This is a genomic window from Acinetobacter sp. A1-4-2 (genome assembly GCF_040233925.1).
Lineage (GTDB): Bacteria > Pseudomonadota > Gammaproteobacteria > Pseudomonadales > Moraxellaceae > Acinetobacter.
In genome coordinates this window covers 2,031,646-2,052,389 of record NZ_CP157981.1, presented here as the reverse complement: position 1 = coordinate 2,052,389, position 20,744 = coordinate 2,031,646, and the positions used below count along the sequence as shown (strand labels likewise).

The 20,744-nt window shown below is 42.5% G+C and carries 17 protein-coding genes; 11 read left to right on the top strand and 6 right to left on the bottom strand.

Features of this window, described 5'->3' with window-relative positions:
* A complete protein-coding gene (locus tag ABJ384_RS10090; protein ID WP_349927104.1) occupies window positions 1–957 on the bottom strand; it encodes a Tim44-like domain-containing protein in 957 nt (318 codons plus the stop codon).
* 113 nt (window positions 958–1,070) lie between these two features.
* Window positions 1,071–2,462, bottom strand: a complete 1,392-nt coding sequence (gene radA / locus ABJ384_RS10085) for a DNA repair protein RadA (RefSeq protein ID WP_349927102.1) — start codon at window positions 2,460–2,462, stop codon at window positions 1,071–1,073.
* A gap of 284 nt (window positions 2,463–2,746) precedes the next feature.
* Here radA and ABJ384_RS10080 point away from each other — a divergent pair, with 284 nt between their 5' ends.
* The 7 genes from ABJ384_RS10080 to ABJ384_RS10050 all read left to right on the top strand — a co-directional run bounded on the left by ABJ384_RS10080 (window position 2,747) and on the right by ABJ384_RS10050 (window position 9,179).
* Window positions 2,747–4,150, top strand: a complete 1,404-nt coding sequence (locus ABJ384_RS10080) for an amino acid permease (RefSeq protein ID WP_349927100.1) — start codon at window positions 2,747–2,749, stop codon at window positions 4,148–4,150.
* Between the two features lie 134 nt (window positions 4,151–4,284).
* Window positions 4,285–4,497, top strand: a complete 213-nt coding sequence (locus tag ABJ384_RS10075) for a lipoprotein (RefSeq protein ID WP_166167353.1) — start codon at window positions 4,285–4,287, stop codon at window positions 4,495–4,497.
* A 38-nt stretch (window positions 4,498–4,535) separates the two neighbouring features.
* Window positions 4,536–5,780 (top strand): diaminopimelate decarboxylase, encoded by a 1,245-nt coding sequence (gene lysA, locus ABJ384_RS10070; RefSeq protein ID WP_349927098.1) that lies wholly within the window; start codon window positions 4,536–4,538, stop codon window positions 5,778–5,780.
* Between the two features lie 14 nt (window positions 5,781–5,794).
* A complete protein-coding gene (gene dapF, locus ABJ384_RS10065) occupies window positions 5,795–6,640 on the top strand; it encodes a diaminopimelate epimerase (protein ID WP_349927096.1) in 846 nt (281 codons plus the stop codon).
* Between the two features lie 81 nt (window positions 6,641–6,721).
* Window positions 6,722–7,537, top strand: a complete 816-nt coding sequence (locus tag ABJ384_RS10060; RefSeq protein ID WP_349927094.1) for an enhanced serine sensitivity protein SseB C-terminal domain-containing protein — start codon at window positions 6,722–6,724, stop codon at window positions 7,535–7,537.
* Between the two features lie 100 nt (window positions 7,538–7,637).
* Window positions 7,638–8,531, top strand: coding sequence for a site-specific tyrosine recombinase/integron integrase (gene xerA / locus ABJ384_RS10055; RefSeq protein WP_349929736.1), 894 nt, complete (start codon window positions 7,638–7,640; stop codon window positions 8,529–8,531).
* A gap of 261 nt (window positions 8,532–8,792) precedes the next feature.
* Window positions 8,793–9,179 carry a hypothetical protein gene (locus tag ABJ384_RS10050; RefSeq protein WP_180081913.1) on the top strand — a complete coding sequence of 129 codons (387 nt, stop codon included), beginning with the start codon at window positions 8,793–8,795 and terminating at the stop codon, window positions 9,177–9,179.
* A gap of 196 nt (window positions 9,180–9,375) precedes the next feature.
* On the opposite strand, the gene ABJ384_RS10045 is transcribed toward ABJ384_RS10050, so the two are convergent.
* Window positions 9,376–9,870 (bottom strand): Lrp/AsnC family transcriptional regulator, encoded by a 495-nt coding sequence (locus tag ABJ384_RS10045; RefSeq protein WP_349927092.1) that lies wholly within the window; start codon window positions 9,868–9,870, stop codon window positions 9,376–9,378.
* Window positions 9,871–9,983: 113 nt separating this feature from the next.
* On the opposite strand from ABJ384_RS10045, the gene ABJ384_RS10040 reads away from it, so the two are divergent.
* The 4 genes from ABJ384_RS10040 to gyrA all read left to right on the top strand — a co-directional run bounded on the left by ABJ384_RS10040 (window position 9,984) and on the right by gyrA (window position 16,365).
* Window positions 9,984–10,589 carry a LysE family translocator gene (locus ABJ384_RS10040; RefSeq protein WP_349927090.1) on the top strand — a complete coding sequence of 202 codons (606 nt, stop codon included), beginning with the start codon at window positions 9,984–9,986 and terminating at the stop codon, window positions 10,587–10,589.
* 503 nt (window positions 10,590–11,092) lie between these two features.
* On the top strand, window positions 11,093–11,845 hold the full coding sequence (locus ABJ384_RS10035; RefSeq protein ID WP_086196214.1) for an electron transfer flavoprotein subunit beta/FixA family protein: 753 nt from the start codon (window positions 11,093–11,095) through the stop codon (window positions 11,843–11,845).
* Between the two features lie 18 nt (window positions 11,846–11,863).
* Entirely contained in the window at window positions 11,864–12,796 is a 933-nt protein-coding gene (locus tag ABJ384_RS10030; protein ID WP_180081921.1) for an FAD-binding protein, read from the top strand.
* 563 nt (window positions 12,797–13,359) lie between these two features.
* On the top strand, window positions 13,360–16,365 hold the full coding sequence (gyrA, locus tag ABJ384_RS10025) for a DNA gyrase subunit A (RefSeq protein WP_349927087.1): 3,006 nt from the start codon (window positions 13,360–13,362) through the stop codon (window positions 16,363–16,365).
* 580 nt (window positions 16,366–16,945) lie between these two features.
* On the opposite strand, the gene gltP is transcribed toward gyrA, so the two are convergent.
* From gltP to ABJ384_RS10010, 3 genes are all read right to left on the bottom strand, one after another.
* Window positions 16,946–18,241: a glutamate/aspartate:proton symporter GltP gene (gene gltP, locus ABJ384_RS10020; protein WP_349927085.1), complete on the bottom strand. Its 1,296-nt coding sequence runs from the start codon at window positions 18,239–18,241 to the stop codon at window positions 16,946–16,948.
* A 268-nt stretch (window positions 18,242–18,509) separates the two neighbouring features.
* Window positions 18,510–19,616 (bottom strand): ABC transporter permease, encoded by a 1,107-nt coding sequence (locus ABJ384_RS10015; RefSeq protein WP_349927083.1) that lies wholly within the window; start codon window positions 19,614–19,616, stop codon window positions 18,510–18,512.
* Window positions 19,613–20,743, bottom strand: coding sequence for an ABC transporter permease (locus ABJ384_RS10010; protein WP_349927082.1), 1,131 nt, complete (start codon window positions 20,741–20,743; stop codon window positions 19,613–19,615). The genes ABJ384_RS10015 and ABJ384_RS10010 overlap by 4 nt, the downstream gene beginning before the upstream one ends.
* Window position 20,744 lies beyond the last annotated feature (1 nt).

The following is a 20,744-nucleotide window of genomic DNA, read 5'->3' as shown; positions in this document are numbered from 1 at the left end:
TCAGTGTTCTTGCTGAATACCGGCAACCAACCAGTCCTGATTAGAACCGGCAGGTTTTACAAAGTGCCAGATTTCAGTAAACGGCTGTGGCAAGCTGTTCAAATCTTCACTTACTGTACCTGTGAAACGTACGCTCACAATGTACTGACCATTTTCAGTTGCAGAATCGACCACCATTGCATTCAGGTTAGAGAATTCAGCAACGTCCTGATCTTGGTTGGCCATAATGTCGTTATACATCGACTGATACAGATCAGGCGTTAAATAACGTTGAATTTCAGCAATGTTGCTTGCTGTATTCATAGACTGAATATGGTTGAAGCGCTGACGAGCAACACGCAAGAAAGCAGCAGGTTCAGTACCGTCTGGCAGCTGATTGCCGCTTTGTATTGAAGCAGCACCAAAAGGCGCTTGAGTTGCTGCAGAACCACCTACAGACTGACCAAAAATGTTGGTGCTGTCATTTGAAGTACGTGGTGCTGCACTTTGCTGACCAAACGGTGTTGTATTTCCCGCATTGTTTGGTGCATACGGATTATTAGCTGCTAATTTTTTTTTTGCTCCGAATTTACGGAACAAGAAGAAAGCGACTGCTGCTGCCAGAAGAATCCAGATCCAGCCCGGAATTCCGCCTTTTTCTTCCTCTTGCTGAGTCTGTGCATCACTTGCGGCTTTGTCATCTGCTAAAGCATTTGCTGCTACCGCACCAACTGCAGCACCTGCAACACCAGCAGCAACCATTTTACCTACACCTGAACCCGATTTTTGTTGGGCAGGGGCAACAGGTTGTTGAACAGGAGTAACTTGACGCGGTTGTTGGTAAGACTGGGTTGGAGCAGCAGAACGGCTCATGCCATGGCTTTTACCGCCACCTGCACGTTTTGCTTCGGCCATTGGTGCAACCACCATAGCTGCCATTAAAATACCGGCCATCAAACCACGCTGTCGAACTTCCATCGATTTTTCCTAAATAAAAAAGTAAATTAGAGCTTTATAGTTATGCAGTCATTTGCACCGAATTTCAATATCAAATTGGTGATTTTTTTACATAACCTTTCATATGTTTAAGCTTAAGCCAACTCTTCACTTAAGTTCATCGCCTCCATCAAGGCCTCATGCAAACGTGCTACTGAAATGATCTGTACATTCGGAATCGGTTTTTGTGGCGCATTGCCACGCGGTAAAATAATGTATTTAAAACCATGCTTAATGGCTTCTTTTAAACGTTCCTGACCATTTGGCACCGGACGGATTTCACCGGACAGTCCGACTTCGCCAAATACCGCCAGTTGTTGTGGCAAGGCTTTGCCACGCAAGCTTGAAGCACAAGCCAAAAGGACGGCCAGATCCGAACCGGTTTCGGTAATCTTTAAACCGCCAACAACATTGACATACACATCCTGTCCAGATGTTTGCACCCCGCCGTGACGGTGCATGACAGCCAGCAGCATGTTCAGGCGGTTTTGTTCCAGACCGAGTGCCACACGACGCGGTTGACCATGCGCATCATCCACCAAAGCCTGTACTTCGACCAACAGGGGACGGGTGCCTTCACGGCTGATCATCACAATTGAACCGGGAATGGCTTCATCATAACGACTCAGGAAAATGGCAGACGGATTGGAAACTTCACGTAAGCCTTTATCGGTCATGCCAAACACGCCCAGTTCATTGACTGCCCCGAAACGGTTTTTTACTGCGCGAATCATTCGGTAACGTGAGTCGGATTGTCCTTCAAAATACAGCACACAATCGACCATGTGTTCCAGTACACGGGGTCCCGCCAATGCGCCTTCTTTGGTCACATGACCCACAATGAACAGCGCCGTGCCACTATTTTTGGCAAAACGGGTCAGTAAGGCTGCAGATTCACGAATTTGCGAAACACCACCCGGTGCTGACTGTAAGGTTTCGGTATATAAGGTTTGAATCGAATCCAGAATGGCAACAGCAGGGCGTTCTTGCGCAAGCACCTCGCAGATTCGTTCCACACAGGTTTCTGCCATGACTTTAAGATGCTCTGTCGGCAATTCCAGACGATGGGCACGCAAAGCGACTTGCGACAGCGATTCTTCACCAGTCACATAGAGTGCAGAACTCTGCGCAGCTGCCATATGGGTCGCCGTTTGTAAAAGGATAGTGGATTTACCAATTCCGGGATCACCGCCAATCAGAACCACTGAACCGGTGACCAGACCACCGCCCAGAACGCGGTCAAATTCACCAATCCCGGTAGCCAAGCGTGTTTCATGTGAAACAGAAACTTTATTCAGGGTGGTGATGGTTGCTGCCTGACCGGCATAGCCGCCGCCCATTTTTGGCTGTGCCCGGTGACTTACTGCAGGTTCAAGACGCACTTCAGTCAGACTATTCCATTCTCCGCAATCTGAACATTGTCCCGCCCATTTCGGATGGTCAGTTCCACATTGTTCGCAACGGTAAACAGTTTTGACTTTGCTCATTTGAGTGGTATCTATATAAATCAGAGGATGGGTGAAGAATGTAGCAATAGCCGTATGGAAATACAATTTTTTGCATAAATTCTCGCCAAACTTTATCTTGGCACGTAAACTGCTAACTTGAAGGGAAATACAGAAAAGGAATACAAAATGGACCGAAATTGCGTGAAAAAGCGACAAAAACACAGTCAAGCTTGAAAAATATTTAACAAACGCTCAAAAAACTTTATTTATTTTTTTTAATTTGAGCTACTTTTATCACACGAAATTGAGAGACGAAAATAACAATGTCAAATGAGAATCATAGTTCACCGAATGAAGGTGGTGAACTGCAGCGGAGTCTGTCGAATCGGCATTTGCAGCTTATTGCAATTGGCGGGGCCATTGGTACAGGTTTGTTCATGGGTTCGGGTAAAACCATCAGCCTGGCCGGACCATCTATTCTGATCATTTATATGATTATTGGTTTTATGGTTTTTTTGGTCATGCGTGCGCTTGGCGAACTGTTACTGTCTAACCTGAAATACAAGTCTTTTATTGATTTTTCAACCGATTTGATTGGTCCGTGGGCGGGTTATTTTGTCGGCTGGACCTATTGGCTGTGCTGGATCACCATTGGTATTGCTGACTTGTCGGCCATTATTTATTACCTGCAGTTCTTTAACGGAGGGCTGCCGTTTACGCCTGGTGAAGGGGTCATGATCAGTGTTGCCGCCATTGTGTTTATTATGGGGCTGAATCTGGTTACTGTTAAATTGTTCGGTGAGTTAGAGTTCTGGTTTGCTTTAATCAAGATTATTGCCATTGTCGTATTGATTGCTGTGGGGCTGTGGATGATCTTTACCGGGTTTTCTTCTACCGCAGGTGAAGTCGCTTCCTTTACTCATCTCTGGTCACATGGTGGTTTATTCCCAACAGGCGTGACGGGTTTCTTGGCTGGTTTCCAGATTGCCATCTTTGCCTTCGTCGGTGTGGAACTGGTGGGTACCACAGCAGCTGAAACCAAAGATCCTGAACAGAACTTGCCTAAAGCAGTCAACTCGATCCCTATTCGTATCATCATTTTCTATGTGCTGGCACTGGTCATTGTCATGTCGGTCACACCGTGGAACAAAATTGACCCGAATATCAGCCCATTCGTCAACTTGTTTAGTCAGGCGGGTATTGCAGCTGCGGCGATTATTATGAATTTGGTGGTGTTATCTTCGGTGATGTCATCTATGAACAGTGGGGTGTTCTCAACCAGTCGTATGCTGTTTGGTCTGTCACGTGAAGAGCAGGGTCCTAAAGCCTTCGGTCATTTAAATAAACGTGCTGTGCCTGCCAATGCACTGTATTTCTCTGCTGTGTGTTTGTTACTCGGTGCTGCACTTCAGTACTTTGTACCGAATACGGTTGAAGCGTTTACTCTCGCAACCACACTTTCAACCATCCTATTTATCTGTGTCTGGCTGATGATTATCTGGAGCTATATCGTGTATTACAAAACACGTCCAGAATTGCATGCAAAATCGACTTTTAAATTACCGGGTGGTTTGTTGACCTGTTGGGTGGTGATTATCTTCTTTATTGGCATGATTTATGTGTTGTCTTTAGAAGCAGACACCATGAAAGCACTGATGGTCAGCCCGATCTGGTTCATTATCTTGATTATTGGCTACTTTGGTTTCTACAAACCGAAACATAAATAATCAGGCTAGAAAATGAAAACGCCAGTTTGAAACTGGCGTTTTTTTTTATCTCACTATAATCTCTAGCGTTTAGGGCTTTGGTCATGTCCCATGATCAGGTTATACTTCTTTGAAAATATCAAATAGGTGGTCAGATGCGTCTTGTCATTTGCTGCATCAGTTTATTGGCGACAGGTTTTGCTTTAGTCGGTTGTGGTCAGTCTGGAGCTTTGCAGCTACCGAGTGATCCGAATTACGACAAACGTGCAAAATATTTGTTATATCCCAATGTAGATTCAAAACAGCAATCCTCAAATAAGCAAGAAGCCGCACCAGAGCTTCCTGCTTCATCTGCTGCAACGAATTAATTTTTAATATCTAAACGCGTCATCGAAAGGATACATTCATGAGTTTTACCCGCATCAATGGGGTTTTGCATGCCGAGCAATGTTCTCTACAACAGCTTGCGCAGCAATTTGGCACGCCACTTTATGTTTATTCAAAAGCGACTTTTGAAAAGCATTATTTAGATATGGATCGTGCTTTTAGCTTTATCGATCATCAAATTTGTTTTGCGGTAAAGTCTAACTCTAATCTTGCGGTGTTGAATGTGCTGGCCAAGTGTGGCGCGGGCTTTGATATTGTTACTGGTGGTGAACTGGCTCGTGTGCTTAAGGCCGGTGGTGATGCTTCTAAAATTGTATTCTCGGGTTTAGGAAAATCTGAAGCGGATATCCAAAAAGCGCTAGAAGTAGGCATTGCCTGCTTTAACGTCGAGTCTTATGCCGAGCTGGACCGTATTCAAAAAGTGGCGGCAAGCTTAGGTAAAAAAGCTCCAATTTCCTTGCGTGTCAATCCGGATGTCGATGCCAAAACTCATCCATACATTTCAACCGGTTTAAAAGAAAACAAATTCGGTATTCCTTCCGATACTGTATTTGAAACCTATCAATATGCTGCGTCATTGCCAAACCTGGATGTTGTAGGGATTGACTGTCACATCGGTTCACAATTGACTGAAACCCAGCCTTTTGTCGATGCACTGGATCGTGTGATTGTGATGATTGAGAAACTTAAAGAATTAGGTATCAATCTAAAACACATCGATATCGGTGGCGGTTTGGGCGTGACCTATAAAGATGAAACACCTCCATCTGTAGAAGAATATGCCAATGCCTTGAAGCCGGCTTTAGAAAAACTTGGTCTAAAAGTGTATATGGAGCCAGGTCGCAGTATTTCTGCCAATGCCGGTGTATTGCTGACCAAAGTCGATTTGCTCAAACCAACCAATCACCGTAATTTCGCGATTATTGATGCCGCGATGAACGACCTGATTCGTCCTGCTTTATATGAAGCATGGATGGATATTCAGGAAGTGACTCCACGTAGTGATGTTGAAGCGAAAGAGTGGGATGTAGTCGGTGCAATTTGTGAAACCGGTGATTTCCTGGGTAAAGAGCGTCAGCTGGCAATCAAAGAAAATGATGTACTGGCTGTGTTGGGTGCGGGTGCTTACGGTTTCGTGATGAGCTCGAACTATAACAGTCGCGGACGTGCTGCTGAAGTGATGGTGGATGGTGATCAGGCACATCTGATTCGTGAGCGCGAAAGCATTGAATCTTTGTGGGAACGTGAACGCTTATTGCCATAATGGAGATGTCTGAGATGTTTTTAGAATTTACCAAAATGCATGGTCTGGGCAATGACTTCATGGTGGTTGATCTGATCAGCCAGCGTGCCTACCTGGATACTGTCACCATTCAGCGTTTGGCAGATCGCCACTTTGGCATTGGTTTTGACCAGTTGCTAATTGTTGAGCCGCCTGATTTACCCAATGTCGATTTTAAATATCGTATTTTCAATGCCGACGGTTCTGAAGTGGAGCAATGCGGAAACGGTGTGCGCTGTTTTGCACGTTTTGTGCATGAGCGCCAGCTCACCACCAAAACCAAAATTAAAGTGCAGACCAAAGCTGGTATTGTAGAGCCTGAGCTGGGTGTGAATGGCTGGGTTCGTGTGAACATGGGTTATCCTAAATTCTTGCCAAGTGAAATTCCATTTTTGGCAGATGAACCGGAAAACTTGTATGACATTGAGCTGGCCAACAATGAAAAGCTGACTATTGATGTCGTGAATATGGGCAATCCGCATGCAGTGACCATTGTTCCCGATGTGATTACCGCAGATGTCGCACGTATTGGACCACAAGTAGAATCACATGAGCGTTTCCCGCAACGTGTCAATGCCGGTTTTATGCAAATTATTGATGAAAAACATGCCCGTCTGCGTGTATTTGAACGTGGTGTAGGTGAAACTTTAGCCTGTGGTACAGGTGCCTGTGCCGCTGCGGTTTCCGGTATGCGCCGTGGTCTGTTGGCTAATAATGTTGAAATCGAACTGGCCGGTGGTAAGTTACAAATTGAATGGAAAGAAGGCGATGTGGTGTGGATGACCGGTCCAACAGCAAACGTCTATCAAGGTCGTATCGATTTGAGTTATTACCAAGGTTGAAATTAGAGCCCTGATTCGTCGGGGCTTTTTTATACCCTTAATAAATGAAATGATGGTTATTCAATATAATGAGAATACAACATGGAAAATAACGAAAGGAAATTAGAACATCTTCTTGTCAAAGCGAGTTCGGAGCCAAGTCAACGTCCGGAATTTTTAGAAAAATTATTGAACGCTGAGATTTATTGTATTGGATTTAGTGACAAGACCAGTCCACAGGGAAGTTCAGATGTACTTCCTGAAGGGAGCCAAGTGAGTTTGATACATTTTCAGAATGAAAAGGGTGAAACATATCTGCCTTTTTTCTTATCTTTAGAGAGTTTGCAAAAAGCGATTCAAGATGAACAATCATATTTACGTATGCCTGCTAGAGGTTTCTTTGAACTGACTTTAGGGGCTAATTTAGTGTTAAACCCATACAGTGAATATGGGAAAGAGTTTTTCCCTCAGGAAGTGGAAGCTCTTTTACAAGGTGGGTATGGTTCGCTATTGGAAAGTTACGAGTATCAAGAGCAGAGGGAAGTATTGCTCGGTCAACCTGCAGAATACCCTCATGAAATGATTGATCAGCTACGAGTTTTACTTAAAACCAAACCTGAAGTCAAAATGGCATATCTTGCACAGATGCATGATCCAAAGCGTGATCAGGAACCTACATTGTTGATTGGTTTTGAAACAGATCAGACTATAAGTGATGAATCCTTTCAACGTTTAAAAAATCAGATTGGACACGTAGCGTATGAAAGCTTAGTGAGAAAAAGATTGATTGATCTTATACATTTAGATGACGTACACGCTACTAGCGGATTAGAGCATTACTTGCGTCAGGAAACAGCTCCGTTCTATGTACGGAAAAAACAGAAGGAAAAAGGATTTTTTGCTAGACTATTTTCATAATTCAACCCATCATCTTGCAAACACACAGTTTTGAATCTTTATTTGCAAGCCTTTAAGCCGGAGCAGCATCATGACCGTTGATCAAAGTCAGTTACTTGCAATGTGGCTCAAAGAACGTGAAATTCAAAATCAGTCTAAACATACTTTGCAGGCTTATGAACGTGATGTTTCCGATTTTTTAAACTTTTGTGAAGCTAAAAAACTGGATCTGTCCAATATCGAAACCACTGATTTACGCGAATATTTAGCCTATAAAGTGGAACAGCAAGGCTTAAGTTCCAGTAGCTTACAGCGTATGCTCTCGTCCATTCGCCAGTTTATGAAATGGGCCGAGCAGGGACAGTATCTGGCGTTTAATCCGGCGGATGATTTTCAGTTAAAACGTATTCCCAGACCGCTTCCGGGCATGGTTGATATTGAAACCGTGAACCAGATTCTGGATCAGCCGGCACCTGAAACCGAAGCACAGCAACAAATGTGGCTACGGGATAAAGCCATTTTAGAACTGCTCTATTCCAGTGGTTTACGTTTGGCTGAAGTGCAAGGATTACGGATCAAAGATATCGATTTTAATCGCCAGTTGTTGCGTATTACCGGTAAAGGCAATAAAACCCGGGTGGTGCCTTTTGGCAGCAAGGCTCGAGATGCAGTAATGAAGTGGCTGCAAGTCTATCCATTATGGCACGGTGATTTTGTCCCGGATGCCCATGTGTTTATTACCCAAAAGGGCAATCCGCTGGGTGCGCGGCAAATTGAAAACCGGGTGAAACTGCAAGCCTTGCGTGCCGGGGTAAATGTTGATTTGCATCCACATTTGTTACGTCATTGCTTTGCCAGTCATATGCTATCCAACAGCCGGGATTTACGTGCGGTACAGGAAATGCTGGGACATAGCAATTTGACTACCACGCAAATTTATACCCATGTTGATTTTGATCATTTGGCTCAGGTGTACGATCAGGCACATCCACGAGCACAAGTTAAAAAACCGTAATAATGTTAAAATTTGAATAAATCTGGTCCGGACTTTGCTTAATTATTTTAGCAGTAGTCACCGGAGTTCATTAAAGTTAAATAAGCGTATGAAAAAATATCAGGGCATAAAGATGACATTTTGAACTATTGTCGGATAATAAAAAGTCAATTTATAAGGTATAAGAATCACCTCTAACCATACAGTGAATCGCATGAATCATGTATAGCGATGAAATTATGTATGCTTTCACTACTGGTCAGTTAAATATTGGAAAGGAAAATGATAGGCGAAACAATGATTGCAGATATTTTAGAGAAATATGACCAGTTAACGGCTGCGCAAAAAGAAATTTTTGCAGGTTATGGCCTTCGTCAAGTTAAACATTTTGTCGAAATAAGTTTGCCTAATATCGAACCGGTTTTACCTGCAGGTGCGCATGTCCAGGGCATCAATGCAGAAGGTAAGGTACAGGCCATTAATGATGTGACCCAACAGACCTATCTGTGGATTTCAGACCTGCAATGGCAGGAACGTCCTATTGCCACATCAAATGTAGATTTAAAAGAAGACTTTTTAGCAGTCTGGAAAATATTTAATCTTCAGGCTTATGATTTAATTGATTTAAGCCACATCCATCGTGACTTTTTACAAAGTCAGCCTGTATAAGCAGCCTTTTAATTTGCAGACTTGATCAAGGGCTACCTGATTTCATCCGATATCATTGATGTAGCCCTAAAGTTTTATAAGGTTATCAAGCTCAAAGCTAAGTAAGTTCTTGTTGCTGCACTTAAATTTTCAATCTAACCAATAACAGATTTATTTGCACGGCAATTTTTAACATACTGAAAAATTATGAACGTGCCTAAAGATTATCGAGCGGTAACTGGAAACTCTGTTTAATAATCTGACTGGGTAAATCCGTTTTTACACTGGTTATGCCGTTTTTCTTGGTGAGATGCGCTGACTGAAATTTACGGTAACTTTCCAGATCGGGCACGACCACTTTCAGCATGGCATCGCATTCCCCTAAAATGATATAGCATTCCATCACTTGAGGAAGTTCCTTCATGGCTTCAATGAAGGTATCGATGGTTTCAGCATCCTGTCCGGTTAACCAAATTCGTGAAAACAATATCAGCTGCAAGCCAATTTTCTGCGGATCGACCACAGTGGTGTAATTTTGAATTACGCCCACTTCTTCCAGTAATTTCACCCGACGTAGACACGATGATGGCGACAGTCCAATTTCACGGGCTAGATCGTTATTTTGCATACGGCCATTATTCTGCAAGGCACGAATGATATTTTTATCAATACGATCCAGTTTTACTGAAACAGATTTGGAAGATAGTTTCATAAATTAGAATATAATTCGAAAGATAATCATAATTATAGAATATTTGAAATCCTATTTTGTACTATTTATCCGATACTGATTTTCACTTTCAAGACATGGAAAGGGAAAAGAAAATGTCTGTATTGGTACTGTTTGCCTTAACGGTTATTCCGCTTATTTTCACCCCTGGACCAGATATGCTGTTTATCCTGTCTCAAGTAATGGGGAAAGATGCGAAAGCAGGCATGCTGGCAACTGTAGGGATTTGCCTTGGCTATTTGGTCCATTCTGTTTTGATGGCTTTGGGCATTGCAGCCCTTATAGTCTCGTTCCCGGTGTTATTTGAAAGTATTCGCTGGCTCGGGATCGCTTATCTATTGTTCTTGGCTGCGAGTTTGATTAAGTCGGTGTTCAGTGACAATAAATTCATCATCGAGAGAAAATCATCATCCAATCCCATTAGAAAAGGTTTCTTTACTGCGCTATTGAACCCTAAAGGTATGCTGATCTATTTTGCAATTTTACCGCAATTTATTGATAAAACCGGGAACATGGTGAATCAGGGTTTAATCCTGTCCTTGATCTTTATTGGACTCATCTTTGTGGTGTATGGCAGTTTGAGTGTGATTTTTGCCAAAGTGACCCAAAAAACCCATATTGATGAGCGTAAACAGAAATGGATTGATGGCGCTTCAGGCGGCTTGTTAATGCTGGCGGCAACCTGGCTGATCATGAACTGATAAATGTCAAGCAAGTATGCTGTTATGGCATGCTTGCCTGTATGGAAGGGTATTTAGTTGTAATAAAGTAATTTGTTACATCTTTAACTTGAAAAAGAGGTCGATTTTAGGGCAAACAGACTGAAAAATTTAGCGGAATCTGTCTTAAATGACAATTCATTACTTTGGTTGTTCTGTCAGCAATGTGTGCCAGACTCGCCAGAAACTGATCGAAAAGAAGTATTAAATCAGAACTTTTGATGAAGTTAATCAGATAAAAAAATAATAAAAATCAATGGTTAAAAAATAAATAAATATTCATGAATTTCATCTTAATAAAAGTGTGTGAAAAAAATATGAACGCCAAGTTCAAGGAAAATGATGCTTTTTTACAGCTGTTTCGATAATTGTGACTTGACCCAAATGCCGTACACATTGCAAGATAGGGCACCTAAAAAAATTTAAGTGAAGAGTTATTATAACTTTTCTCAATATTTACATTTGCTAAAACAGCCGAGGATTACATGAAGGCTCTTGTTGCTGTAAAACGTGTGGTTGATGCCAACGTTAAAGTTCGCGTTAAACCGGACAACAGTGGTGTTGACTTAACAAACGTTAAAATGTCAATTAACCCATTCTGTGAAATCGCAGTGGAAGAAGCGGTTCGTTTAAAAGAAAAAGGAACTGTTTCAGAAATCGTTGTTGTTGCTATCGGTCCTAAAGAAGCGCAAGAACAAATCCGTTCTTCAATGGCACTTGGTGCTGACCGCGGTATCCTGGTTGAAGCTGATGACAGCCAGCTCGGTGCTTTGGAAGTGGCTAAAATCCTGAAAGGTGTTGTTGACGCTGAACAACCACAATTAATCCTTCTTGGTAAACAGGCCATTGATGACGACTCTAACCAGGTTGGTCAGATGCTTGGTGCTCTACTTGGCGCAGGTCAAGGTACATTCGCTTCTGAAGTGAAAGTTGAAGGCGACAAAGTACAAGTCACTCGTGAAATCGACGGTGGCCTACAAACTGTTGAACTTGCACTTCCAGCAATTATCACCACTGACTTACGTTTGAACGAGCCACGTTATGCAGCTCTGCCAAACATCATGAAAGCGCGTAAAAAACCGCTGGATATCAAGTCTCCAGCAGATTTTGGTGTAACTGCGACAACTAAACTGAAAACAGTGAAAGTTGAAGCTCCTGCTGAACGTAAAGCGGGCGTACAAGTGAAGTCTGTAGACGAGCTTGTAGAAAAATTGAAAAATGAAGCGAAAGTGATCTAATACAGAAGGATAAAAATCATGAGTATTTTAGTTATCGCTGAGCACGACAACAAAGCATTAAACGCTGCTACTTTAAACGTTGTTGCTGCGGCGCAAAAAATCGGTGGTGATATCACTGTATTGGTAGCTGGCTCGAACGCGCAAGCTGTTGCTGACCAGGCAGCTAAAGTTGCAGGTGTAAGCAAAGTATTACTTGCTGACGACGCTGCTTATGCAAACCAGTTGGCTGAAAATGTGGCTAAACTTGTTGCTGAGTTGGGCAAAGGCTATACCCATATCCTTGCTGCTTCTACCACAACGGGTAAAAACATTCTGCCACGTGCAGCTGCGCTTCTTGATGTGAGCATGATCACTGACATTATCGCTGTTGAAGGTCCTAAAACTTTCAAACGTCCAATCTATGCAGGTAACGCAATTGCAACCGTAGAGTCTGGTGAGTCTGTTGTTGTTGCTACCGTTCGTGGTACAGCATTTGATGCTGTAGCAAGCGATGGTGGTGCGGCCAGCGTTGAAGCTGCTGCGTCTACTGGCGATGCGGGTCTTTCTAAATTCATCTCAGAAGAAATTGTGAAATCTGAACGTCCAGAATTAACCGCTGCACGCATCGTGGTTTCTGGTGGTCGTGGTGTGGGTTCAGGTGAAAACTATCACAAAATCCTGGATCCATTAGCGGATAAACTTGGCGCTGCTCAAGGTGCTTCACGTGCTGCAGTTGATGCCGGCTTCGTTCCTAACGACATGCAAGTCGGTCAAACGGGTAAAATCGTTGCGCCTGAGCTATACATCGCTGTAGGTATTTCTGGTGCAATCCAGCACTTGGCGGGTATGAAAGAGTCTAAAGTGATCGTTGCGATCAACAAAGATGAAGAAGCGCCAATTAACGCAGTAGCTGACTACTGGTTAGTGGGTGACTTGAACACTGTAGTTCCGGAATTGGTTTCTAAAATCTAATTTTTGAACACCGTTCAAAAATAACGCTCTTGTTGCAGCAGTGAAAGCAATGCGCTTTCCTGCTCTACTCAGGAGCGTTTTTTTATGGCTGGATTTTATTAATCCCTTTTATTTCTAAGGTGTAAATATGCCAGCTATCGCATAAAAGATTCTCTAGCAGATGACTGTCTGTATGACCTTAAAATGGTGATTCAGAATGTCTAGATTTACATAGGTTGGATGTAGAGGAGATTTAATCGATTTATATTTTTTTTAAAGGTAAAAAGACCATTTTAACTGAATAAGCCGCCTGAACATTGAGCGCTAAAATTTGCGGCTAGACATTGAATAAAATGAACTAATTCACATAAAATCCCGACAAATGAAAGTGCCTAAAAAATAAACGATAAATTATAGAAAATTAACAAGATTAAGATAAGAGATATGGCACAAAAACAACAGAATTTATGCTATAATTTACGGCTGTATTTAGATTTTAACTCAGCTTATTTTGAGTTAATTTTTTGCTAGATTGATTATATAAAACGAACAGTCTGAACGGTTGTTTGTAATAAGGAGTATGCATGAGCGTATCGGAAATCCGACCGATTGCCATTGAGGATGAACTCAAAAGCTCATATCTCGACTATGCCATGAGTGTTATTGTTTCTCGTGCATTACCTGACGTGAGAGATGGCTTAAAGCCTGTTCATCGTCGTGTGCTTTTCGCTATGCACGAATTGGGCAATGACTACAATAAAGCATACAAAAAGTCAGCCCGTGTCGTCGGTGACGTGATCGGTAAATATCACCCACATGGTGACTCTGCTGTTTATGAAACCATTGTTCGTATGGCGCAAGACTTCAGCCTGCGTTATCAACTGGTAGATGGTCAAGGTAACTTCGGTTCTGTTGATGGCGATAGTGCAGCAGCAATGCGTTATACTGAAGTGCGTATGCGTAAGCTGACCCATGAGCTTTTGGCCGATCTGGAAAAAGACACAGTCGAGTGGGAAGACAACTACGACGGTTCTGAACGCATTCCACAAGTCATGCCGACACGTGTTCCTAACTTGCTGATTAACGGTGTAACCGGTATTGCAGTAGGTATGGCGACCAATATGGCGCCACACAACATGACAGAAGTGATCAATGCATGTTTGGCCTATGCGGAAAACCCGAATATTTCCATTGAAGGCTTGATGGAACATATCTCTGGTCCAGATTTCCCTACAGGCGGTATCATTTACGGTAAATCAGGCATTGTCGATGCTTACCGTACCGGTAAAGGTCGTCTTCATATTCGTGGTAAATATCACATTGAAGAAGATCAGAAGACTGGCCGTAACACCATCGTATTCACTGAAATTCCTTATCAGGTCAATAAAGCAAAAACCATTGAACGTATTGCTGAATTGGTGAAAGAGAAGAAACTGGAAGGGATTTCTGAGCTTCGTGATGAATCCGATAAAGAAGGGATGCGTATTGCCATTGACCTGAAGCGTGGTGAAAACGCCGAAGTGATTGTCAATAACCTGTTCCTGAATACCCAGTTAGAAAATTCATTCAGCATCAACATGGTCTGCCTGGACAACGGCCAGCCGAAGTTGATGAACCTGAAAGACATCATTGCTGCGTTCATCCGTCACCGCCAAGAAGTGGTGACTCGCCGTACCATGTTCGAACTGCGTAAAGCGCGTGAACGTGGCCATATCCTGGAAGGCTTGACCGTTGCACTCGCAAACATCGATGCGATTATTGAAACTATCAAGACCTCTGCCAACCCGGGCGAAGCGCGCGAGCGTTTACAGGCGGGTGAATGGGCTGCGGGTGGCGTAGTTGCATTACTGGAAAAAGCGGGTTCGGTTTCTGTACGTCCTGATGAGATTGAAGGTGAAGATCCAAACCGTCGATTCGGTTTAGATGGTAATGTTTACCGTTTATCTCCAGCACAGGTTGGTGCAATTCTTGAACTACGTTTACACCGCTTAACTGGTCTGGAACAAGACAAGTTACATGCTGAATATTCTGAAATTTTGGGTCAAATTGCTGAATTAACTGCAATTTTGAACGATTTCAATTTATTGATGGCAGTGATTAAAGAAGAATTGGCTTTAATCCTGCAACAATATGGCGATGCACGTCGTACCGCGATTGTTGAATCACGTATCGATTTCTCTCGCGAAGATTTGATTCCTGAAGAGCAAGTAGTATTGACCGTTTCTAAAACCGGTTATGCGAAAACTCAACCACTTTCTGACTATGCTGCGCAGCGTCGTGGTGGTCGTGGCAAGTCTGCAACTTCAATGAAAGAAGATGACTACATTCAGCATCTGATTGTGACCTCGAACCATGCAACGGTACTTTGCTTTACCGATGTCGGTAAGGTCTATCGTCTGAAAGTATTTGAAGTGCCGCAAGCGTCGCGTGGTGCCAAAGGTCGCCCAATGGTGAACCTGTTACCTTTAGATGCCAACGAAACCATTACGGCAATTCTTCCGGTGATTGATGTACCGAAGAAATTCAAAGAACGTCTGGTGGACTTCAAGGCATTTGTAAAAGCTAATGCTGCGAAACTGCAAGAAAATGAAATCATCAATTCACATTATGCTGAACTGGAAGCGGCACTTGCTGAACTTGAAGATGGTGCAGATGACTTGTCTGATGCATTACGTGTTCAATTGAAGCAATTGGGTATTGAGCTTTCAGCAAGCGATCTGGATGATGAAATCATTGCTGACTTTGCGCAGCAAGCCGAAGCGGTACGTAAAAACTTCTATGTGTTCATGGCGACCGAGTACGGTACGATCAAGCGTGTAGAACTTGAACAGTTTAGTAATGTTCGTTCAAACGGTTTGCGTGCCATTGAACTCACTGGTGATGACACCTTGATTGGTGTTGCAATTACCGATGGCGAACAGCAAATCATGTTGTTCTCAAATGAAGGTAAAGCGATCCGTTTTGCTGAAACTGATGTACGTTCAATGGGACGTTCAGCCAAAGGTGTACGTGGTATGCGTGTAACCATTGGTGCAGCGCAAGTTGAAGATGCTGAAGATGCCGATATCGAGTCTGATGATGAAGATAGTTCAGATTCAGCCTTAATCAGCCGTATCGTTTCATTGGTGGTTGTCCCTGAAACAGGTGAAGTGCTGTGTGCTTCTGAAAACGGTTACGGTAAACGTACCCCGGTAGATGACTTCCCAACCAAGAAACGTGGCGGTAAGGGCGTGATTGCGATCAAGACCTCTGAACGTAACGGTCAGCTGGTGGGTGCGGTTGCAATTGATGCCTCTAAAGAACTGATGTTGATTTCTGATGGCGGTACTTTAGTACGTACTCGTGCTTCTGAAGTTGCTCAAACAGGTCGTAATGCCCAAGGTGTTCGCCTGATTCGTTTGGGTAATGAAGAATTACTCGTAGGCGTAGTTTCGGTTGAAGCTGTAGAAGAAGATGAGTTTATTGAAGCAGTGGAAGGTGAAGAAGTTGTTGCCTCTACAGCTTTAATTGATTCTGAAACTTTGGTGGATGATGAAACTATTGCTGATGAAGCTGATACTGAATCGGATTTAAGAGATTCTGAAGACTAAGTTTTGATATCAAAAAGAAGGGCGCTTAGGCGCTCTTTTTTTATGCTTATGATTTGTTAGCAGGATGTTTTCCTTACCACTAATAATTATTACTTAGAATAAGAATGTTTGGATTTTTAAAAAATTAATTTCTGAATAGGTGATTTTAATGGTTTTAGGAGACGATGATTCATTATTCTTAAAAACAATAATAAAAGCCAATAGCTAGGATTTACATAAGCTATTTGATTCAATGAGTCAAAATTAGATTAATTGATATTCTTAAAGGTAAGTCGCAGGATTAAAAGACTTCTTTCATTATTGGAGTCATGAGTGTGGCATGGATGCCACACGTTTCCCGTCATGACAAGGATGTCATGTATGGGAAACAAAAGGTTTTTGTCTACTTTTGACCTTTCAAAAGTAGAGGTAATGCCTACGCAAAGGCATAAAAATTGAATCAATCAAATGATGCAATGCTGATTTTTAAAAGAGCCTATAAATAATTTTTTGACTTATGCAAGTTATCTAAAGAATTAGATTTAATAGATATTTAAGAAATAAAAAAGGAAGCCGAAGCTTCCTTTTTTATATTTATAAATTATGCAGCTTCTTTTAATTCAACAGCATAATTTTTTTGCTTTTCAGCATCGAACTGACCTTCCCATTTACTGATCACAAGAACAGCCAACGAGTTACCAATCACATTCAATACAGTACGAGCCATATCCAGAATACGGTCAATACCGGCAATAAATGCCAAGCCTTCAAGCGGAATACCCACACTGCCCAAGGTCGCCAACAGCACAACAAAAGACACACCTGGAACACCGGCAATACCTTTAGAAGTAATCATCAAGGTTAACACCAGAATGATTTGCTGGGTCATGGTTAAATCAATACCGTAAAGCTGCGCAATAAAGATCGCTGCAATACTTTGATATAAGGTCGAACCATCGAGGTTAAATGAATAACCGATTGGAATCACGAAACTGGTAATGGATTTTGGCGCACCATAAGCTTCCATTTTTTCCATCAGGCGCGGTAATACTGTCTCTGAACTTGCAGTTGAATAAGACAGAATCAGCTCATCTTTTAGAATTTTGATAATTTCCCAAATGCTGAAACCACAGAATTTGGCAACAAGTCCTAAAATGACAAAGATGAAGAAGAAAATAGCACCATAAACCAATAATGCCAATTTGACTAACGGAAGCAGTGAGCTAAAGCCGAAGTTCGCAACAGTCGCCGCAATCAGGCCAAATACACCGAAAGGTGCAAAAAGCATGATCATATGGGTGACTTTGAACATGGTTTCAGCAACCGCATGCAACACATCAATCAGTGGTTTTTTGGTTTCTTTCGCTAAAGATCCCAAACCAATACCGAAGATCACGGAAAAGAAGATGATTGGCAACATATGCCCATCGGTCAGTGATCCAAAAATATTAGACGGGATTAAAGATAAAATGGTATTGACCAGACCATGCGAGTGACTACTCACTTCCTGGGTGGTTTGCTGATATTTAGAGATATCGGTTTGGGTCAAACTCGACATGTCAATACCGGCACCCGGCTGGAATACGTTTGCAGCAACTAGGCCGACAATAATTGCAACCGTGGTAATAATTTCAAAATAAACAATGGTTTTGAAACCCAGTTTACCCAAATTTTGACCATGACTTGCATTGGCAATACCTAAAATCAGCATTGAAAGTACAAGTGGAATGACAATCATCTTAATCAAATTAATAAAGATTGCGCCCAAAGGGCTCAGCAGATTATTAATCAGAGTTTCACGATATTCGGGAGAATAATGTAGAAAGGAGCCTACAAGCACACCTAAAATGAGCGCAATGACGATTTGCCAAGCAAGACTAATCTTAATCTTTTTCATGCTAAGCCCTTAAAATCAAATTTCAATAAAAAAGCTGCTATAACACTGTCGATCTCACATCGGCATGTTACGGGGAGCGTGGGAATGAATAATATAAAAAAAATTCATGAAATATGAACAGGGGGCTATTTTGCATCGATTAGTATATTCAATCTAACTTTTTTCTTCATAATTGATTCAAAAGATCAAAAAAAGATCAATTTTGGTATTAAAAATAACCAAATGGTAAAGTTTTATTTAATAATCTTATGAGTTCATAGCTAAAAGCTTACTTTTGACCAGATCGGATCAGGCGAAAATATGCCCAAACCAGACAAATGCCGGCAAAGGTGGCCAGATAAATCATTTTGGGAATGACCAGCTGGGTAGGCACTCCCATCTGATTCAATTGAATAAACATCTGTATGCCTTGAGTAGAAGGCAGCGCTTGGCCTAGCCACTGCATCCATTCCGGCATTGCGGCATGCGGCCACGCCGTACCCGAGAGTAAGAACAGCGGAATAGAGCTAAATACAATCACGTGACCTGCACGTTCCGGCATATCCAGAAAAGAGGCAATCAGCATGCTGAGGCCAATCACGCAGCTCAGAAATATGGGTACAGCAATAAGCATGCCCCAGAAGTTACCACCTCGCGGATAGTCATTCAGCCAGAAGGTAAATCCAAATAAATATAAACAGCCCAGAAAACCAATGGTCAAAATGGCACTGAATAATGCCCAGAATTCGGTTCGACTCGGTGTCCAGTGCTTTTCACGATAAGTCGCAATTAACATGCACAAACCCAGCAGAATGGTTTGATGGATAATCAGTGGGGCAACGGCCGGGAAAATATAACTGCCATAGCCAGACAGGGTATTGAACAAGGGAATTTGATGGATCGACAGCGCCGGAGCAAATTCAGAAATATGCTGAAATTTTTCGGCTTGTTCAACCAGCGCATGTTCAACCGATGCAGCCAACCCCAAACCGATCTTCTGGGTTTTTAAGAAATTGGCGGCACTTAAATATAAACCGATGCCACCCACTTCACCTCGACGCAGACTGCCAGATAAATTATCTGGAAGCAGTAAAATCCCGTCTGCCTGTTGCAGCTTGATCATCTGTTTTGCTTCGGCAAAATTACCAGTCATTGCACGGATTTCAACATTGGGGCTTTTAGCCACTTCGCCAATAATGCGGGACGTTACCGGGCTTTGTTCTTCATCTACAATCACAATTGGTAAAGATTCGGCATGTTCTGCCTGATAGGCAGCCGGGTAGAAGAAACTGTATAAAAATACCGAGAGTACCAACGTGGTCAAGATTGAGCTATTCGAAGCAATATCTGTAAAGATTTTAAAATAAAAGTGTAGAAAGTTTCTGAGTGCTTTCATGCCTGAACTCCCTTTAGATATTTTTTAAGGAAGAAGTAGGCAGTGCCCAGATAAATCAGGCAATACACGGCTAAAATTGCAAGTGGTAACAGGGAAATGGATACAGGACTGCCGATGACCCATTGTTCTGTCTGTAATTTGGCATAAGGGGTATAGGGAATAATATTGGACCAGAACTGGGTAAATAAGGGTGCATTGTTCAGTGGTAAAGTCACCCCGGCAAAACTTAAAGATGACCCGCCATACACGGCAATAAAACCAAAACTTTTCGCCAGATTATGTGTGGCGAAAACCACGCTGCTGCTGATCAAGGCATATGCACTATAGAGAAGAAATTGTCCCAATAGAATAGGCCAGAGTTGTCCCTGTATAAACCAGCCGCGAATTTCCACCAGCCAGAACATCCATAACCAGGTCCAAAAGCTGAAAATCAGCACATAGGTTATATTTTTGGAAAGCAAAGCTAAAAAGACATTTTGCCCAGTTGTCCATATTTTTGTCGTGCCAAATTTCAACTCTTGTCCTACGGCAAAAGCCACGCAGCAACACAGCAATAAATGCAAAATCGCCGGGATCATGTACGGTTCTAAATAGAATTCATAACTTAGCCCGGGATTAAATAGCGGCGAAATTTTGACATTCGCCGTAGGTGCGTCCAAATAAGGGATCTGGTTTTGCAAATAACTGTGTCCAGTAAAGTCGGCCAGTGCCTGCAAAGTGCTGATCAGCATGGCCGATGAAATGCTATTACCGACACTAAAATAACTTTGGTTATAGGCAATACTGATCTGGGCATCCTGGGCTTGTACCAGCCGTTGTTCTGCACCTTCTGGAATGGTGATATAACCCCAAATTTTATTTTGGTTGAGTAGCTGTTCAACCTGGTCCTGACTGCTGGAAATGGTGCTGATGCTCAGGGTGTTGTTCTGATGGACAGAGTGTTCAATATTACGGCTCAGTTCACTCTGGTCCTGGTCAATAATGGCAATCGGCAGATGACTGGGTTTGCCTTGAGCAAACATACTGGCGAACAGCACAATCACAAAGGCAGGTGCCAGGGTGACCAGACACAGGTCCCATTTATGCCGAAGCAAATAGCCGAGTTCACGTAGTATGCCATGCAGCATA

What these genes read in the sequence shown, in the direction of transcription:
- ABJ384_RS10090 (WP_349927104.1), bottom strand. Translation starts at nt 957, where the DNA reads ATGGAAGTTCGACAGCGTGGTTTGATGGCCGGTATTTTAATGGCAGCT.
- radA (WP_349927102.1), bottom strand. Translation starts at nt 2,462, where the DNA reads ATGAGCAAAGTCAAAACTGTTTACCGTTGCGAACAATGTGGAACTGAC.
- ABJ384_RS10080 (WP_349927100.1), top strand. Translation starts at nt 2,747, where the DNA reads ATGTCAAATGAGAATCATAGTTCACCGAATGAAGGTGGTGAACTGCAG.
- ABJ384_RS10075 (WP_166167353.1), top strand. Translation starts at nt 4,285, where the DNA reads ATGCGTCTTGTCATTTGCTGCATCAGTTTATTGGCGACAGGTTTTGCT.
- lysA (WP_349927098.1), top strand. Translation starts at nt 4,536, where the DNA reads ATGAGTTTTACCCGCATCAATGGGGTTTTGCATGCCGAGCAATGTTCT.
- dapF (WP_349927096.1), top strand. Translation starts at nt 5,795, where the DNA reads ATGTTTTTAGAATTTACCAAAATGCATGGTCTGGGCAATGACTTCATG.
- ABJ384_RS10060 (WP_349927094.1), top strand. Translation starts at nt 6,722, where the DNA reads ATGGAAAATAACGAAAGGAAATTAGAACATCTTCTTGTCAAAGCGAGT.
- xerA (WP_349929736.1), top strand. Translation starts at nt 7,638, where the DNA reads ATGTGGCTCAAAGAACGTGAAATTCAAAATCAGTCTAAACATACTTTG.
- ABJ384_RS10050 (WP_180081913.1), top strand. Translation starts at nt 8,793, where the DNA reads ATGATAGGCGAAACAATGATTGCAGATATTTTAGAGAAATATGACCAG.
- ABJ384_RS10045 (WP_349927092.1), bottom strand. Translation starts at nt 9,870, where the DNA reads ATGAAACTATCTTCCAAATCTGTTTCAGTAAAACTGGATCGTATTGAT.
- ABJ384_RS10040 (WP_349927090.1), top strand. Translation starts at nt 9,984, where the DNA reads ATGTCTGTATTGGTACTGTTTGCCTTAACGGTTATTCCGCTTATTTTC.
- ABJ384_RS10035 (WP_086196214.1), top strand. Translation starts at nt 11,093, where the DNA reads ATGAAGGCTCTTGTTGCTGTAAAACGTGTGGTTGATGCCAACGTTAAA.
- ABJ384_RS10030 (WP_180081921.1), top strand. Translation starts at nt 11,864, where the DNA reads ATGAGTATTTTAGTTATCGCTGAGCACGACAACAAAGCATTAAACGCT.
- gyrA (WP_349927087.1), top strand. Translation starts at nt 13,360, where the DNA reads ATGAGCGTATCGGAAATCCGACCGATTGCCATTGAGGATGAACTCAAA.
- gltP (WP_349927085.1), bottom strand. Translation starts at nt 18,241, where the DNA reads ATGAAAAAGATTAAGATTAGTCTTGCTTGGCAAATCGTCATTGCGCTC.
- ABJ384_RS10015 (WP_349927083.1), bottom strand. Translation starts at nt 19,616, where the DNA reads ATGAAAGCACTCAGAAACTTTCTACACTTTTATTTTAAAATCTTTACA.
- ABJ384_RS10010 (WP_349927082.1), bottom strand. Translation starts at nt 20,743, where the DNA reads ATGCTGCATGGCATACTACGTGAACTCGGCTATTTGCTTCGGCATAAA.